General features: G+C 61.5%; 10 protein-coding genes and 1 other RNA gene. All 11 read right to left on the reverse strand.

Annotated elements, in window-relative coordinates:
* Positions 1–36: 36 nt before the first annotated feature.
* The gene (locus BMZ79_RS11470) at positions 37–3,381 is read right to left on the reverse strand and encodes a S8 family serine peptidase (protein ID WP_143088934.1); all 3,345 of its coding nucleotides are present in this window, start codon (positions 3,379–3,381) and stop codon (positions 37–39) included.
* A gap of 737 nt (positions 3,382–4,118) precedes the next feature.
* Positions 4,119–5,006 (reverse strand): carbohydrate ABC transporter permease, encoded by an 888-nt coding sequence (locus tag BMZ79_RS11475; RefSeq protein WP_090639968.1) that lies wholly within the window; start codon positions 5,004–5,006, stop codon positions 4,119–4,121.
* 14 nt (positions 5,007–5,020) lie between these two features.
* Positions 5,021–5,911, reverse strand: coding sequence for an ABC transporter permease (locus BMZ79_RS11480; protein ID WP_090639971.1), 891 nt, complete (start codon positions 5,909–5,911; stop codon positions 5,021–5,023).
* Between the two features lie 93 nt (positions 5,912–6,004).
* Entirely contained in the window at positions 6,005–7,651 is a 1,647-nt protein-coding gene (locus BMZ79_RS11485; RefSeq protein WP_256252672.1) for an extracellular solute-binding protein, read from the reverse strand.
* 216 nt (positions 7,652–7,867) lie between these two features.
* Entirely contained in the window at positions 7,868–8,965 is a 1,098-nt protein-coding gene (locus tag BMZ79_RS11490) for a response regulator transcription factor (protein WP_090639976.1), read from the reverse strand.
* On the reverse strand, positions 8,962–10,755 hold the full coding sequence (locus BMZ79_RS11495) for a sensor histidine kinase (protein ID WP_177222108.1): 1,794 nt from the start codon (positions 10,753–10,755) through the stop codon (positions 8,962–8,964). Before BMZ79_RS11495 ends, BMZ79_RS11490 begins: the two co-directional genes overlap by 4 nt.
* 209 nt (positions 10,756–10,964) lie before the next feature.
* Positions 10,965–11,328: a transfer-messenger RNA gene (ssrA, locus tag BMZ79_RS11500) on the reverse strand.
* A gap of 189 nt (positions 11,329–11,517) precedes the next feature.
* A complete protein-coding gene (smpB, locus tag BMZ79_RS11505; RefSeq protein ID WP_090639980.1) occupies positions 11,518–11,997 on the reverse strand; it encodes an SsrA-binding protein SmpB in 480 nt (159 codons plus the stop codon).
* A 120-nt stretch (positions 11,998–12,117) separates the two neighbouring features.
* Entirely contained in the window at positions 12,118–15,204 is a 3,087-nt protein-coding gene (gene rnr / locus BMZ79_RS11510; protein ID WP_090639983.1) for a ribonuclease R, read from the reverse strand.
* A 228-nt stretch (positions 15,205–15,432) separates the two neighbouring features.
* Positions 15,433–15,669, reverse strand: a complete 237-nt coding sequence (gene secG / locus BMZ79_RS11515) for a preprotein translocase subunit SecG (RefSeq protein ID WP_090639985.1) — start codon at positions 15,667–15,669, stop codon at positions 15,433–15,435.
* A gap of 115 nt (positions 15,670–15,784) precedes the next feature.
* The gene (locus tag BMZ79_RS11520; RefSeq protein ID WP_177222109.1) at positions 15,785–16,720 is read right to left on the reverse strand and encodes a phytanoyl-CoA dioxygenase family protein; all 936 of its coding nucleotides are present in this window, start codon (positions 16,718–16,720) and stop codon (positions 15,785–15,787) included.
* Between the last annotated feature and the right edge of the window lie 145 nt (positions 16,721–16,865).

Raw genomic sequence — 16,865 nt, forward strand, 5'->3', positions numbered from 1 at the left:
CCCCATTTCGGATCGGAATAATAGCTGTCTCTCGGGCTAGCTCAGGTTCAGGACGTCCAGACCGTCGATCGTGACGATGCCGCCGCTCGACTTCGGATTGGATTCGCCCGCATGCTCGATCTTGATCTTATGCGTGCCGCCGGCCAGCTCGCCCGACGTGAAGACCGGCACCTGGTACCGCGTCGTCTCGCTGTACAGATCGACCGGCGTCGGCGTTACCGACCGGCCGTCGATGTAGATCTTCACCTTGCCGCGGTTGCTGCCCGTCGTGGCCCAGAGCGTCACCTTCGTTCCCGTAAACGGGAATTCGACCGCGCTGCCCGGCGTCGTCGTGTAGCTCTCGGAGCCGTCCGGGTATTTCTTGCCGTATTTGAACGCCCACGGACCGGTATAGTTCGCGGCTTTCGACGTCGGCGAGATCAAGCTGGAGAAGGCGACCGCGTCGAGATTGATGGCCAGGACCGCGTTCGCGCCCTTCGCGGCGCGGATCTCGACGTCGTGATGCCCGTTCGGGATGACCATTTTGAACAGCGACTGCTGCGTTTGCCGCGTCTTGCTGCTGAGGTCGGCGTAGCCCGCCGGGAATCCGTCGATCCGGATCTCGGCGACGCCCAGGTTCTCGTCCTTCGTGCCGATCCATTCGAACAGATTGCCGCGGAAGCCGAATTTGACGACCCCCTCGCCGGTCAATTGCTTCATGGTGCCGCCCGAATAGGAAGCGTCCGTCACCGTCGTCCAGTCGCCCTCGTACGTCAGCGACGCGTCGTCGTCCTCGAACTTGCCCGACGTATTGCCGTAGTCGACGTTCAGCGTGTACGCGCCGGCGCCGGCAACGGCATAGACGTTGATGTAGTACGTGCCTTTCCCGGCCGCGCGGTACTTGATCGTCTCGGCGGACGTCCCCGGCGTCTCGGAGAACGCCACGGCGCCTTCCCGGCTTGCCACCGTCGTGGCGGAGGAATCGTACAGAATGAGATCGAAATCCGTGCCCTTCGCGCCGGTCAGCGAGAAGGTCGCTTCCTCGCCGGCGTTCAGCTCGACGGCGTAAACATGGTTCGGATCGGCCGCCTGATCCAGCTTCCCGGTCACGGATGGGTCGATCAGCGTCATGCCCGGAATATCCTTGTTCCCCAGCGCGTGGTACGCGCTGATCAGCCTGCCGCTCGCCGTGCTCATCTTGAGGCTGTCCAGCGGCTTGCCGCTCGTCACGACGCGCTGCTTGACGTCCGCGGCGCTCAGCTCCGGATATTCGCCCTGCACCAGCGCGGCCACGCCCGCCGCGTATGCGGCCGCGAACAGCGTCCCTTGCGAGTAGGAATACTTGCCGTTGCTGTTCTTGATGTTGATCTTCGTCATGCCCGGTTTATTGCTGATGACCGTATCGTAGAAGAGCGCGAAATCCATCAGCCTATACGTTTGGCCGTCGTAGATGGTGCCCGGCACGCCCCAGCCCTTGAAAATGTACCCGCCTTCCTTCACGATCGTCAGGCCGAGCACGTCCCGCACGAACGGAGAGGTCGCGCTTTGGTCGATAGCGTCCTGCCCCGTCAGCATCAGATGCCCGCCGCCGTTCAGGTAGGCCGTCAGGTTGGCCTGGTCCGCGTCGGTAATGAGCTTGTCGCCGTCCTGAGTCGCTGCCGTACCGGTGAACCACACGACGATGTCATAATTCTTCATCTGCTCGAGCGGCGGCCCGTCGAAGGTCTCGTCTTGGGTCGTGACCTTGTCGTACGCGTAGCCGGCGTGCTGGAGCAGCCCTTCGTAAACCGCCATCTGATCGCTCTCGTACATCGGGCCGACGCCGCCGCCCTGGTTGCGCTGGCTGTCATTCACGAGCAGGATGCTCGGCGCTTCGCCGCCTTCCGGCTTGAGGAAGTTCATGGCGCGGTCGAACATGTCCTGCCGCTGGCCGGCGTATTGCGGATCGTCGATCGGGATTTCCTCGAAGCCGATGCCGTTGTAGTAGGCTTTGTACGTGCCGTTGTCGATTTGGGCCGCGTAGCCGGCATCGATGTCGGGCACGGTCGAGATGATCAGCTCCGACGGCGCGGCGACGTCCACGGACTGTTGGCCGATCGCGTTGTCGAGCGCCAGGTTGCCGAGAATGTCGACGCCGGTCACCGACAGCACGTTCGGACTCGGGTAAGCGGCCGGGTACACCGGATTCACGTCGAGGTTCAAGGTTTGGCCGAACATGCCCGAGCTCTCGCCAGCCGGCGCGACGAAGAGCATGCCGGAGGCATTGATCGCATCTTCGATCAACTTGCTTCGGTAGGTGTACACGATGCCGAGCGTGGCGATCTTCGCGCCGTGCGCTTCGGCGTATTCGATCGCGTCCACCACGTCGGTGAAGTAGCCGCCGTCCGGCGATACGACCTTGAGCGGCATGACGCTCGCGTTCGGCGCGACGCCGGCGATGCCTTCGCCGTTGTTCATCGCCGCGGCGATCTGACCGGCGACCGTCGTGCCGTACAGGTCGCTCAGCCCGTCGCTCGTATCGAACACCGTATTGTCGTCGTGCAGGAAGTCCCAGCCGTTCACGTCGTCGACGAGCCCGTTGCCGTCGTCGTCCGCGCCGTTATCCGGAATTTCGTTCGCGTTGGTCCAAATTTGGCCGACCAAGTCTGGCACGTCGGTCTTGGCGCCGTTGCCGATGACGGCGACGGTGACGTCTTTGCTGCCCTGCGTGATCGCCCAGGCTTCCGGAAGATCCATGTCGACGTCGGGCGTGCCGCCCGGAACCGAGCCGTCGTTCAGGTCTTGTCCGGTGTTGTTCAATCCCCATTGCTCGTGGAACAGCGGGTCGTTCGGCAGGATCGGGGATTCGTCCGCTTGCGCGGCGGACGCCGGTGCGGTCGCCGCCGAAGCCGGCGCGGCGTCTTCGGCCGGGCGGAACGTCCGCGGGTTCAAGGCGGAGGAGACCTTGTAGTCGGGCTCCGCGTAGAGTACGTTCGGGTTCTTCAACAGCTCTTCGATGACGCTATGTACGTCGGCGCCCTCCGCCAGCTTCAGCAGCTCCGCGTTCGGAACCGGCAGCGGGGCGGCGCCTGTAATTTGCGCGGACAGCGATTCCGCCTGAACGGAAGCGTCGGATGACCGGTACTTCACGATGACCCGGCCGGGGGCGTATTCGGGTTCGGCAGGCAGCGTGCCCGCGAACGCGGGCTGCCCGGGGGACGCTTGACCGGCCGCGGCGTTCGCGTTCGGGCTTGCGGAACTCGCGGGGCTTGCGGGGTCAAGCGCGGGTGATTCTTCGTTCATTTGGCTTTTTCGCAGCGGTTCGCGGTGCTGGGATTGCATGGCCAAAGCCGGCGTTACGACTCCGAACGCCAGCATCGCCGAGAAGAGCGCAGCCGCCATTTTCTTGCTTTTTCTGGTCAAGCCCTGTCACTTCCTTCGCCTAATAATGAATAATGACTACCGAACGATCTTGAAAGCGCTTTTAAGAAAAGTTGCTTACTTACCAGTTAGTAAGTGTAGCCCGCGAAATAACCCTCCGCGCGCGCTGCCCGCATCGCCGACCGGAAGCTCGCCACGGCCCTTCGCGTCATGACCACCTCTTCTCCGGTTGTTCGCCCCGCGGCTTGCCGGCTACCGTCCGGCTAGGCCGGAGTCCGACCCCTGATGATGAAAAACTGGAAATCATGTCAGTAAATCTGACAAAATCTATCCAATTTATGAGAAGATTATATATTCGCGGATTTAAGAGAGTCAATATATTTATTTTTTTAACGTTTCATGAAAATATCGCCTTAATTTTCGCCATCTATGTTATCTTAATTGACATAATTCGCTGTAATTCGTCATAAAGACCGATAATCACCGCGTATCCCGCTTTCGACTGCCGCGCTCTGGTTCCGAAGACGGACGCTTTCTCGTTCGCGGAATAGGCTGCCGGACGCTTCCCCCGCTTTCGGGAGACTCCCGGACCGTTCGCGCAGGGACGGATGTTTCCCGGCGATTTCGCGCCCAGCACGAAAAGCCGACCCTGCGGTCGGCTTTCGGCTTTTCGGCATATGGTTATACGGTCGGTTCGGGCAGCAACGTGATCCCGCCGCGCGTCTCCGCGCCCCGATCGACGCCAGGACGGCGTGCGTCTTCGCTCCGTATTCCCGGCCTTACTCCTTCACGGCGCCCAGCATGATGCCGGAGATGAAGTATTTCTGCAGGAACGGGTAAACGACCAGCATCGGCACCATGGCGATGAATACCTTGGCCGAGTTCAGCGTCCGGTTCGACAGCTCCGACAGTTTCTTGTACTGCTCGGGCGTCAGGTTGGTGCCGACCGGAATGTTGACGACGAGCTGCTGGATGTAGGTTTGGAGCGGATATTTATCGGCGGTGTTCATCAGCACCAGGCCGTTGAAGAACTCGTTCCAATGGTACACGCTCAGGAACAGCGCCACGGCCGCCAGCACGGGGATGGAACACGGGATATACACCCGGAACAGGATCGACCACGGACCGGCGCCGTCGACGACGGCCGCTTCGTTCAGCTCCTTCGGCAGATTGCGGAAGAAGTTCATGATCAGGATGACGTCGAACACCGGCACGCCTCCGCCGAGCACGAGCGCCCAGATCGTATTGATCAGGTGATAGTTCTGGATCGTGAGGTACCACGGGATCAGGCCGCCGTTGAACAGCATGCAGAACACCAGGACCCACATGAACGTGTTGCGCATCTTGAAATCCTTCGCCGGCCGGGCGAGCGGATACGCCATCAGGACCGTCATCAAGAGCGAGAACCCCGTGCCGAGCACGGTCCGCTGGATGGAGATCCAGAACGCGTTGAAGAAGTGGCCGTCGTTGATGATTTCCTTGTACGGCGTCAGCGAGAAGCCGATCGGATAGATCGTGACGAGCCCCGCGTTCGCGGCGGATTTGTCGGAGATCGACACGCAGAACGTGTACCACAGCGGATACAAGCAGCTCACGAGCAGCAGGCCGAGGATGAGGACGTTGGCGATTTCAAACGTCCTGGAGCCTAACGTTTTATTTCTGACCAAGGTAGCGCCCTCCCTCAGAATACCGTGTAGTCGGCATAGCGATACGCCAGACGATACGAGATGAAGATCAGTACGAAGCTAATGACGGATTTGAACAGGCCGGCCGCCGTCGCCAGCGAGAACTGCAGGTTTTGCAAGCCCAGCCGGTAGACCCAAGTATCCAAAATATCGCCGGTCGAATACACGAGCGGATTATACAGGTTGTACACCTGATCGAAGCCGGCGTTCAGGACGTTGCCGAGACTTAGGACGCCGAGCAGCACGACCGTGGTCGACAGCGCGGGCAGCGTGACGTGCCGGATCATATGCCAGCGATTCGCGCCGTCGATGGCCGCCGCCTCGTAAAGATTGAGATTGACGCCCGTCAGGGCCGCGAGATAGATAATGGCGTTAAAGCCGAATTCCTTCCACACGTCGGTGCCGATGAGGAGCTGACGGAAAATCCCCGCATCCGCCATGAACAGCTTCGGATCCCCGCCGAACATCCCGATGATCGTATTGATAACGCCGTAGTAGCCGAAGATCCCGATGACGATCGTCGCCATGATGACCCACGACAGGAAGTGCGGCAGGTACACGACGGTCTGCACCAGCTTCTTGTACCGCATGCCGCGCAGCTCGTTCAACAGGATGGCGAACACGAGCGGGACGAGCAAATTGAACGCGATCTTGCCGATCGCGATGATGAACGTATTGATGATGACCGTCTTGCTGTCGTTCAGCTGAAACATGTAGGTGAAGTTATCCAGCCCGACCCACTCGGACTTGAACAAGCCCGCGCCCGGATTGAAATTCTGAAACGCCATGAGAATGCCGAACATCGGCACGATATTGAACAGCGCGAGCCAGACCATGCCCGGCAGCAGCATGACATAGTAGTGCTTTTGATGGCCCAATTTCCGCATTGCGGCCTAACCTCCGTTCTCCCGCCCGAATCGCGAAGCCCGCGGAAGGCCCGGACGCTGCCGGCGCCCTCCGCAAGATTCCGCATGGCATGCTTACTTCTTGAGCAGCTCCGCGACTTCTTTCGTAATCTCGTCTCCGCCTTGCGCCTTCCAGTCCTTCACGAATTTGTCGAAGGAATCGATGGACGCCTGGCCGAGGATGATCTTCAGCACGGTTTCGTCTTCCATCTTCTTGAGGTTGGCCCACTTCGTCTCCATCGTCGGCGTCTGGTTGTACGTGACGCTGTACACCTTCTTGTCGATCGGCGTCGTCGCGAACGGACGGTCGCCGATCAGGAGCGAATACATCCGCTGGAAGTCGCCGAAGTTCGCCGTATTGAAGTTGCTGACGCTCAAGTCGTCATACGGAGGCTTGACGACGTTCTGCACCTTGGTGGCGTCCGAATACATCAGTTTGTACAAGCTGTTCGGCTTGTTGTAATCTTCCGGCTTGGTTTCGCCCTTCAGCACCTTCAGCAGCTCGGTATACTCGTATTCCGTCTCGTTGGCCGCGGCCATGACGTTGCGGAGCGGATACCAGCCCACGCTCACGGACAGGTCGAAGGTCGCTTCGTCGCGCACGAGCGCGTTGTTCATGATGAGAATGGCTTTGGCGACGTCCGGCTTCGCGTTCTTGCTGATCAGCGTGTAGGTGCTGCCCGTCGTCTTCATGTGCACGTTCCACTTGTTATCGTCGGAGTAGACCGGGTACGCCTGCCAGTTGGCGGTCGGATCGTTCTTGAAGGAGTCGCCGTTGCCGTAGCCGCCGTTCCACCACGGGCCGAAGAAGATCCCCGATTGATTGGCGTTGATCGGATCCCCGACGTTGTCGCGGGTACCGACCTCGGGATCGATCAGCCCTTTCTTGTACCAGCCGGCCAGCTGCGCCAGCGTCTTCTTCGTATTGTCCGACAGCGTGCCGTACGAGACCGTTCCGTCGCCGTTGTCGAGCCAGTAGCCCGGATACGCGTCGTTCGCGCCGAAGACCGGATCGAAGCCGCCCATGTTGTTCGAAGAGACGAGGAACGTGGAGTACGGGAACGTGTTCTTGGACGGACCGACGATCCCGATCGTCTTATCCCCGCCCATCTTGTTGTCGATGAACGCTTGCGCCGTCTTCTCGATATCCGCCAGCGTCTTCGGCACCGGCAGGTTCAGCTTGTCGAGCCAATCCTTGCGGATCCACATGACGTGCACGCCGTCGGTATCCACGGTGATGTTCGGAAGCGAGACCATCTTGCCTTTGTAGCTGGCGTTCTCCATCGCGCGGCCTTCGGTGCTGTTCATGATGTCCTTCACCTGCGAGGACGAATATTGCTGGAACAAATCGGTGATATCGTACAGCAGCCCCGAGCTGGCCGCTTTGGTCATGAAGGAACGGTCGTCGACGACCATGCCGTCGGGCAGCTTGCCGGATGCGATCGTCAGGCTGACCTTCTGTTTGAAGTCGTTGCCGGTCGCCGCCGTCCAATCGACGATGACGTTGATGTTGTACTTGTCCTTGAGGTAGCGCGTGTACTGGTTGTTGCCGACGCTGTCGCCTTCCGGCAGCGTTTTGTCCGTCGGATCCACGACCATGCCGATGTGGACGTCGACCGGTTTCGGAAATTTGGAGAAAGCCAGATCGTCTCCCGTCAGCGGCGGGGTGTTCGAGTCGGTGCCCGAATTCGAGCCCGCGTTTGCGTTTGATGGCGCTTTCACGTCATTGTTGGATGAATCGTTGGAAGAACATGCCGTCAAGCTTAGACCAAGCAATACGACGGAAAGCAGCGTAGCCATATTCCTTTTCATCTAATCCCTCCCCTTTGATCTTGCCTTCTCATTTTACAATGTAAGCGCATAAAAAAAGTCGGACGGATGTGCCGGGATTTGCGGCGGATCCGTCGACCGGGTAGAGATTTGTTCGCTCCGCTGCGATCATTCCTCCCCCTTGTGAAATTGGGCGCGGAACTCGGAGGGCAGCAGACGGGTCTGTTCGTAGAAGAGCTGGGAGAAATACTTGGAGTCGTTGTAGCCGACGGCCTGCGCCACCCAGGCGATCGAGCGGTTGGTCTCGCAGAGCAGCCGCTCGGCGGCGCTGATCCGCTCCTGCCGCAGGAACTCGTTAAACGTCGCGCCCGTCAGCTTCTTGAAGCATTGGCTGAAATAGCTCCGGCTCATGTGCACGTGGTCGGCGACGTCCTCGGCATGCACCGGATTCGACGCCTGCTCGCGAATGAACAGCACCGCCTTCAGGATGCTGACCGTCGTATTGGCGACGTCCGCGGACGCGGCGACCCGCGCGTAGACGCGCTGCCGGTAATCGCGCAGCCATTCGATCGCCGAGCGGACGTCGTGGACGTCGGAGCGCAGCTCGGCATCGAGCGCGACCACGCTCTCCATGTGGGACAAGACGCGCACGAACAGCCCCTCGAGCCGGCGGAAGGATACCTTGGCTTCCGCGGTCTCCTTGCAAAGGCGCTGGAAGGCCGCATCGTTATAGAGCCAGTACAGCGCCCGCCACTCTTGCTCCAGCGCGGCCCACCGCCCTTCTTCCAAGGAGCCGCCGGCCGGCTCGGGGACAGGCGCCGGCAGCGCGGGCATCGGCAAGGCATCGGGCTCGGCCGCGCGAGGAGAAGCCGCCGGCAGCTGGGCTTCGCCCGCCATTTGCTGTTGGATCCGTTTCAGAATTTGCTCGTCGTCCTCGGATTCCAGCCGCACCTTGGAGATGTAATCGAGCACGCCCATGCGGTACGCCGTCTGCACGTTCTCGAACTCTTCGTGGAACGAGAGCACGACGGAGCGCAGGCCCGGGAACTTCTGCCGCGCGACTTGGAGCAGCTCCATGCCCGACATGACGGGCATGGAGAGATCCACGAACATGAGATCCACCTCGTGACGTTCCATAAACTCCAACGCCTTCGCGCCGTTCGCCGCTTCGCCGACCACCGTCATATCGTGCTCGGCCCACGGCAAAATCGAGATCAAGCCTTTCCGCGCAAGCTTGTCGTCGTCCACGATCAATACCCGGATCATATTGCTTGCTCCTTTCCGGTCTGGATAAACGGCAGGGTCAGCGTGACCGTCGTGCCGTGATTCGGCGTGCTGTCGATTTCCATGCGGGCGTTCCGGCCATAAAAGGATTCCAGCATGGAGCGCACGTAACGCAGCCCGATCCCCCAGCCCGTCTGCTGTTGGTCCGGCGTGTCGCGCTGCAGCAGGGCCAGCGTCTCCCGGCTCAGCCCTTTGCCGTCGTCGCGAATCGTGATCCGCACCAGCTGCGCCGCGTCGTCGGACGTGACGCGAATGTCCAGCCGGCCGTGATCGTCCAGGCCGTGGCAGACGGCGTTCTCCACGATGGGCTGCAGGATGAACCGCGCGACGGGGCTGTCGAGATAGGCGCCTTCCTCGATGTCCAGCTCCACGTCGAAGTCATGCCGCATCTGCTGCAGCTCCAAATACGTCCGCATCACCTGGATTTCCGAGCGGAACGTCGCCGCCTCCTCCGACTTGCCCAAGTTGTAGCTCAGCAGGAAGATCAGCGAAGCGACGAACTTCTCGATGTCCTCTTGTTTGTGCAGCACCGCCAGCCAGCGGACCGAATTCAGCGTATTCATCAGAAAATGCGGGTTGATCTGGTACGCCAGCTTCTCCAGCTCCAGCTGATGCCGGCGCTTCTCCTTCTGCTCCGACTCCACGATCAGCTGCTGGATCTGCCGCTTCATGATGTTGAACTGCTCGAAGATCCGGTCGAATTCGTCGATGCCCGTATGGTACTGCCGGGTGCCCATGTACCCTTTGCCGAACGTGATCATCTCCTTCTCGATCAGGCGGAACGGCCGGTTGATGAGCCGCCGCAGCAGCAACGTGAGGAGCACCATCATCAGCAGCCCGACGGCGAGAATCCAATACATGCGGTTCTTCCACGTGTAGAGCTCGTGGTTGTAGCTGGCGACGGGCAGCAGCAGCGTGATGTCGTAGCCGTAATCGCCCTTCATCCGGCTCCAGACGTAATCGTCCGTCGTGCCGGATTCCCCGCTCAGCCGGAGCCGCTCGCCCGCCGCGCGCGCCGCCGGATTGCTGCTGTAGGTCACGTCGCCGTCCGCATCGGTGAACGCCAGCGTATACGGCATGTTCAGATTCGCCGTCAGCGAATTCATGTCGGTCGCGATATCCGTCTTGGCCTCGACGTATACGACCAGCTGCGTGCCGTCCGAGAAGGTCACGTCCCGCGTCACCGATACCACCTGATCGTCGCTGAACCGGCATAGCGATTTGTGCGGAGACTGATAGCTCAGCACGCCCTTGGCGGCTACGTTCGGAAGCGCTTGCAAATCAAAGTCGCCGCGCAGCGGCAAATTCGACAACGCCGCTTGCCCGACCTTGGGATTATAATACATGACGAGCTCCATCGCCGGATTCGAGAACGTGATTAAGCCGATATTGTAGGAGATGTCGCGCGAAAGCACGCGCTGGCTGTACGACTCCTTGGCGGACACGTACGTCTCCATCAGGTTGCCGACCGTCCCCTCCGGCGTCATCTGCTGCGTCACCAGCAGCAGGTTGTTGTACATCTGGTTCAGCTTGGTCGTCTGCTGGTACAGATCGAACGCCATCGAGGTCTGAATCTTATCGCGCTGCATGGCGTAAATCGCATTATACGACACCGTCGCCATCAAGATGGCGCAGCCGGCGAACCCGACGGTGAGAAACGCCATGATGCGCTTGCGAAGCGAGGAAAACCCGAAGCGGTTCCGCAGCCCGGCCAACAAGCCGATCTTCCCCTGAACCGTCCGCGCAGAAGCGAGCCAACGATTGCGATGCATCCCCATCACCTCACAATAAGTCTGGAACAACAAGTCCGGAGCAATTAATTCGCCTGCCGACGGCATTTCTCCTTCTGGGAAGGAGAGGGATGGCGCGGAGAGGGGTTAAGGCATTGAATGAAATGAGGTTGCGAGTTGGCTGAGGCGGCGGACTAAGCGTGCCCTAACAACGCAAAAACCACATCCTCATGCGGATGTGGTTGATCATTTGGTGGAGGCGAGGGGATTTGAACCCCTGTCCGAAGACAACGCCACACAGGCTTCTACGGGTGTAGTCACGGTATTGATGTCACCCGAACGTCGTCCCGTAACCGACTACGTTTTGGGTCAGCCTGATTATCTTCTTCCGAACGACCCCAGGCGGAGACCGATCGGCGTATCCCACTAAAGGTTAGCCCCTAGCCTGGCACATGGGCGATGCAAGGTAGAAGCCGCGTCACAGGTTATTAAGCTGCGAAAGCGAGTTGTTGTTGTTGTTTGCCGTTTAATAGGCTTTAGCGTTGATGAAGCGGACGCTCCCCACTACCCGCAACCCATGCTCGAACTATCCCCGTCGAATCCATAAACGCCCCCGAATCGCATAAACGGCTATTGGCGCTCCGTTTAGCAGGCGACGCGCCGACGCATGAAGCCGCAATCGCGGGCCTCACGTTACTGAGCATGTCGTTGTGTTGCTTAATTAGTATACCACAGGTCGGCCCATTGGGAACCGCCGTCTTGTTGGAAGCCGAGGCGACGTTCTCCTGCGCTTCCTGCTTGCCGCTAGCGGGCGACCTTCTGCTTCTCGCGAAGCGCGCGCTGGATGTCGCGCTGGGCGTCTTTCTTCGCCGCGGATTCGCGCTTGTCGTACTGCTTCTTGCCTTTGCCGAGGCCGATCAGCAGCTTCGCGTAGCCGTTCTTGACGTAAATCTTGAGCGGCACGATCGCGTAGCCTTCCTGCTTGGACAGACCGAGCAGCTTGTGAATCTGCGCCTTGTGCAACAGCAGCTTGCGCGCCCGGGTCGGGTCCATGGGATTGCTCCGGTTCCCCTGCTCGAAGTAGCTGATATGCATGTTGTGGATGAAAATCTCGCCGTTCCGGATCGTCGCGAACGCGTCGCTGATGTTCGCCTTGCCCATCCGCAGCGACTTGATCTCGCTCCCCATCAGCACCATGCCCGCTTCGAAGGTATCCTCGATGAAGTAGTCATGGGAAGCCTTCTTGTTCTGGGCGAGCTGCTTGCCTTCGCTCTTCTTCGCCATGCCGTTCACCTCTCCCTTGTCCGTCGCCGGATAAAAATGGACTTCTAACCGCAGCTAGAAGTCCATTGTAGCAACTTTGCGAACCGAAATCAACAACGGGCCACGCGCGAAAGCCGCGCCTTACTTGCGTTTCTTCCGGACGAAGGCAGCCGTGGCGTTGCCGCCGCCGGACTTCTTCTTGCGCGGACCCGCGCCGCCCTGCCCGCCGCCGCCGTTCACCGGCGCGGTCTGCAGTTGGCCGCCTTCGGCATTGCCGCCGGCCTTCTTCTTGCGGCGCGAGCCCGTGCCGCCGGCCTGGCCGCCGGCTTGCGGCGCGCTGCCGCCGGCCTGGCCGCGGCGTCCGCCGCCCGGCCTGCCGCCGCCGCCCGGCCTGCCGCTTCCGCCGCCGAAGCCGCGGTCGCCGCCGCGCCCGCGCCGCGAGCCTTCGCCGCGCGAGCGGTAGCTGTCGTCCGGGTCCTCGCCGTAATCCTTGAGCGACCCGGCGTTGCGGACCGGCAGCCCCCACATGTCGGTGCGGATGGCTTTGCGCCGTTCGCCGCCGCTGCCTTGGGCGCCGCCGTGCGGATCGCCGCCGCCGGCATTCTCGCCGCCGCTGCGGTCCTTGCCGAGCAGACGATCGAGATTGTAATCGTCCTCCGGCTTCCACGCGCGCTGCTCGCCGCGCGCGCGCTCTGCCTGCGGCGCCCCGCCGCCGGCATGGCCGCCCGCGGGCTGCTCCCCGCGGCTGCCGCGCCTGCGGCCGCGCCGCTCCTCCGCGGTCGCGGCGCTCGCGCCGGCCTCGCCGTCGCGCGGCCCGCGGCCCCGCGGGCCCACGCTCGCGGGCGCCGCGCTGCCGCGCTCGCCGCGCGGCGCGGCTCCGCCGCCGGAGCCGGCTGCGCCCCGGCCCCGCCGGCCGCGGCCCTCGGGCGAGCCGCCTTCCCGCTCGCCGCCGCTTCGCTGCTGCGCGGCCGCGCCGCCTTCGCGGCCCGCTCCTCCGCGGCCCTTGCGGCCGCGCGCGCCCCCGCGCTCGCGGCCGCCGAAGCCCAGCTCCCGCGCCAGATCGCCGCTCGCCGCGCCCGCTTCCAAGTTCTCGAGCATCGCGAAATCGATCGTATACTCGTCCATGTTCACCCGCTCCACGCGGACGCGCACCTCGTCGCCGATGCGGAACGTCTTCGACGTCCGCTCGCCGATAAGCAGCATGTGCTGCTCGTGGAAGTGGTAATAATCGTCCGAGAGCTCGCTCAGCCGGACGAGTCCTTCGACCGTGTTCGGCAGCTCCACGAAGATGCCGAAGCTCGTCACGCTGCTGACGATGCCTTCGAATTCCTGGCCGACCTTATCGACCATGTACTCGCATTTCTTCAGCTTCTCCGTATCGCGCTCCGCGTCGACGGCGACTCGTTCCCGTTCGGACGATTGCTGCGCGATGTCCGGCATCTTCGCGGCCAGCGCCTCGATGCGGGCCTCCGGCAGCGTCCCGCCGTTCTCGAACACCTCCCGCATCACGCGGTGGATGACCAAGTCGGGATACCGGCGGATCGGCGACGTGAAATGCGTGTAGAACTCCGCGGCCAGGCCGAAGTGGCCCAGGCTCTCGGCGTCGTACTTCGCCTGCTTCATCGAGCGCAGCATGACCGTCGAGATGACGGTCTGCTCCTTCGTGCCGCGAATGTCCTCGAGCAGCGTCTGGAGCGAGCGCGGATGGATCACGCTGCCGCCCTTGCCTTTGATCGTATAGCCGAAATTCGCCGCGAACTGCACGAAATGCAGCAGCTTCTCCTGATCGGGATTGTCGTGCGTCCGGTACAGGAACGGCACCTTCAGCCAGTAGAAATGCTCCGCGACCGTCTCGTTGGCCGCCAGCATGAATTCCTCGATGATCGATTCCGCGATGGAACGCTCGCGCTTGACGATGTCGACCGCCTTGCCTTCCTCGTCGACGATGACCTTCGCCTCGACGAAGTCGAAGTCGATCGCGCCCCGCTTCATCCGCATGCCGCGCAGCCGCGTCGCCAGCTCCTCCATCAGCTTGAACGTGTCGACGAGATCGGCGTAGCGCGCCGTTACGTCCTCGTCCTCGTTTTGCAAAATCTTGCGCACGTTCGCGTACGTCATCCGTTCCTTCGTCCGGATCACGCTCGTGAACACGTCGTGGCGTACCCGCTTCAGCGTCTGCGCGTCGAATTCCATCTCGCAGGACATCGTCAAGCGGTCCACCTGCGGATTGAGCGAGCAGATGCCGTTCGACAGCCGGTGCGGCAGCATCGGAATGACCCGGTCGACGAGATAGACGCTGCAGCCGCGGCGGTACGCTTCCTGATCCAATGCGGAGTTCTCCCGCACGTAGTAGCCGACGTCCGCGATATGGACGCCGAGCACGTAGTTGCCGTTCTCCAGCCGCTCGATGTTGACCGCGTCGTCCAGGTCCTTGGCGTCTTCGCCGTCGATCGTGACGATGACCTTGTTCCGCAGATCGCGGCGGCCCTGCCGGACGATCTCGTCCTCCGTGATGGAATCCGGCGCGGCTTCCGCTTCCTGCATCACGTCGTCCGGGAAGCTCTCGGGCAGCTGATGCTTGCGGATGATGGAGAGAATATCGATGCCCGGGTCGTCCTTGTGGCCGAGCACCTCGATCACTTCGCCCTCCGCGGCCGAACGGCCTTCCGGATACGCGACGATGCGCGCGACGACCTTCTGTCCCGTCACCGCTCCGAGAAACTTGCCCTGCGGGATGAAAATATCCCGGTTGATCCGCTTGTCGTCCGGAATGACGAAGCCGTAGACCTCGTGGTTCTGGAACGTGCCGACCAGCTGCGTCACCGCGCGCTCCGCGATGCGGATGACCTCGCCTTCCATGCGGCCTCCGGCCGCGCTGCGCGACGTGATGCGCACGAGCGCCACGTCGCCGTTCATCGCGCTCTTGAGATCGTTCGCGCCGATGTACACGTCTCCGTGCTCCTTGTCCTCGGGAAGGAGGAACGCGAAGCCCTTCGCGTGCGCCTGAATCCGCCCGCGTACCAGATGCATCCGTTCGGGCAGCCCGTAACGGTCGTTCGCGTCGCGCACGATTTTCCCTTCGTTCTCCAAATCGTTCAACAGCACGAGGAACGACCGGAACGACGACGCCGTGCCCTCTCCCCCGAACTGCCGGTCCAGCTCTTGATACGTCATCGGCTTGTACGATTGCTCGCGCATATAATCAAGGAGCTGCTGCTCGGTTACCATTCTTCTTCACCTCATATACCGCGATGCCGTCCATCCACAATTGCAGCAGTCGGTTAATAGATTATCATATACCATATAGTATACACGAAAGCGGGGACGACCATCCGCGGCCGCCCGGCCAAAATACAAAAAATGCCGCGCCCGTTCCGGTTTATTACCCTGCCAACATCTTCCACGAACCGGAGGCACAAAAAAAAGCGGGCCGTACGCCCGCTTTCGTTCCGGATATTAAACTTTCACGAGATACGCCACGACAAGCGCCAGGATGAAGAAGCCCGCCGCGACCGCAACCGTCAGACGCTGCAAAAACAGGTCCAGGCCGCGCGCTTTCGTCTTGCCGAACAAATGCTCGGCGCCGCCGGAAATTGCGCCGGAAAGCCCTGCGCTCTTCCCTTTTTGAAGCAGTACGATCGCAATCAAAGCAAGAGCGAAGATAATGAGCAAAATTTTAAACGTAATATCCATGGTTCCACCTCCTGCACAAGGAGCACATTTTTCGATTTCCGCTGCCTTGTCAGTAGTGGGGACAAGACCTAGAAACACCAATATGATTGTATCATAGGCCTAAAATGAATACAAGTTAACAGATCTTATCCTTTTGCCACCGGATCGATTCGTCGAAGGTCAGGTACGCGAAGTCTTCGCGCCGCCAGTAATACTTCAGGTCCTCGCGCGTCCAGCCCTCGTACAGCTCCTCCCACTCGAACGGCCCGTGCGGCAGCAGCGACGCGCGCTCGATCGGCTGGCTCGCCGGCTGGTAACGCAGGTCGAGCGACAGGCGCACGCGGCCGGGCTCCCGGTTCGGCAGCGCCTTGTGCACCGTGTGGCTGTGGAAGACGACGATGTCGCCCGCTTCGTAGTCGCCTTCGGCCCACTCGTAGCCAAGGCCGCAAAGGATGGACTCCAGCCCGCCGGCGCCGGGGTTGGCTGTCACGCCGAGCAGGCCGGCCTCGTGGCTGCCCTCCAGGATCGACAGCCCGCCGAGCGAACGCGGCACATCCCCCATCGGCGCCCAGCAGGTCCAGGTGTCGGCGCTGCCCTGGATATGCAGGAAATCCTGATGCGGCGGCGTCACGTTCAGCGACGCGCTCGGCAGCATGATGCGCGCGATGTTGCGCGGGTGCGGGAACGTCCGCTCGCCGAACAGGGCGTCGAACAGCGCCATGAGCTTCGGATGCTGCGCGAACGCATGGAACGCCTCCAGCTTCTGCACCCGATGGTAGACCCGCTGCGTCGTGCCGATGCCGTTCCAGTTGATCTCCTCCGGCTTCAGCGCGTCGATGACGGGCTGATTGCCGAAGCCGTCCATGAGCGGCCGCGCCGGGTCGAGCAGCCCCTCTTCGTCCAGAATGTTCAGCAGCAGGCGCCGCGCGTCCATGACCTCTTCCCGCTCCAAGAACCCCTTGAAGAACAAATAGCCTTTCGCCTTGGCTTCGCGGCGCAGCGCCTCGGGCCGCGCGAGCAGCGGCGTCGCGTCTTCGAACGCCCGCGTTGCCGGTTTCGTTGCCGGATCCATGCCGATCCCGTCCCTTCCGTCGTTGGTTGGTCGATCGCGTCCGATTAACCCTTGCCGATCGGTTATCCCCATTGTATGGTGTAGGAAGCGGAACGTATTTGCTGAAACCCGACGAAGGTTTAACTCTCGCCGACAACTTGCAAAC

The organism is Paenibacillus sp. UNC496MF, assembly GCF_900113915.1.
In the GTDB taxonomy this organism is placed as follows: Bacteria; Bacillota; Bacilli; order Paenibacillales; family Paenibacillaceae; genus Paenibacillus_Z; species Paenibacillus_Z artemisiicola.

Excerpts from the sequence above, each read along its gene's own strand:
- BMZ79_RS11480 (WP_090639971.1), bottom strand. The coding sequence starts at position 5,911 with ATGCGGAAATTGGGCCATCAAAAGCACTACTATGTCATGCTGCTGCCG.
- BMZ79_RS11490 (WP_090639976.1), bottom strand. The coding sequence starts at position 8,965 with ATGATCCGGGTATTGATCGTGGACGACGACAAGCTTGCGCGGAAAGGC.
- BMZ79_RS11495 (WP_177222108.1), bottom strand. The coding sequence starts at position 10,755 with ATGCATCGCAATCGTTGGCTCGCTTCTGCGCGGACGGTTCAGGGGAAG.
- smpB (WP_090639980.1), bottom strand. The coding sequence starts at position 11,997 with ATGGCGAAGAAGAGCGAAGGCAAGCAGCTCGCCCAGAACAAGAAGGCT.
- rnr (WP_090639983.1), bottom strand. The coding sequence starts at position 15,204 with ATGGTAACCGAGCAGCAGCTCCTTGATTATATGCGCGAGCAATCGTAC.
- secG (WP_090639985.1), bottom strand. The coding sequence starts at position 15,669 with ATGGATATTACGTTTAAAATTTTGCTCATTATCTTCGCTCTTGCTTTG.
- BMZ79_RS11520 (WP_177222109.1), bottom strand. The coding sequence starts at position 16,720 with ATGGATCCGGCAACGAAACCGGCAACGCGGGCGTTCGAAGACGCGACG.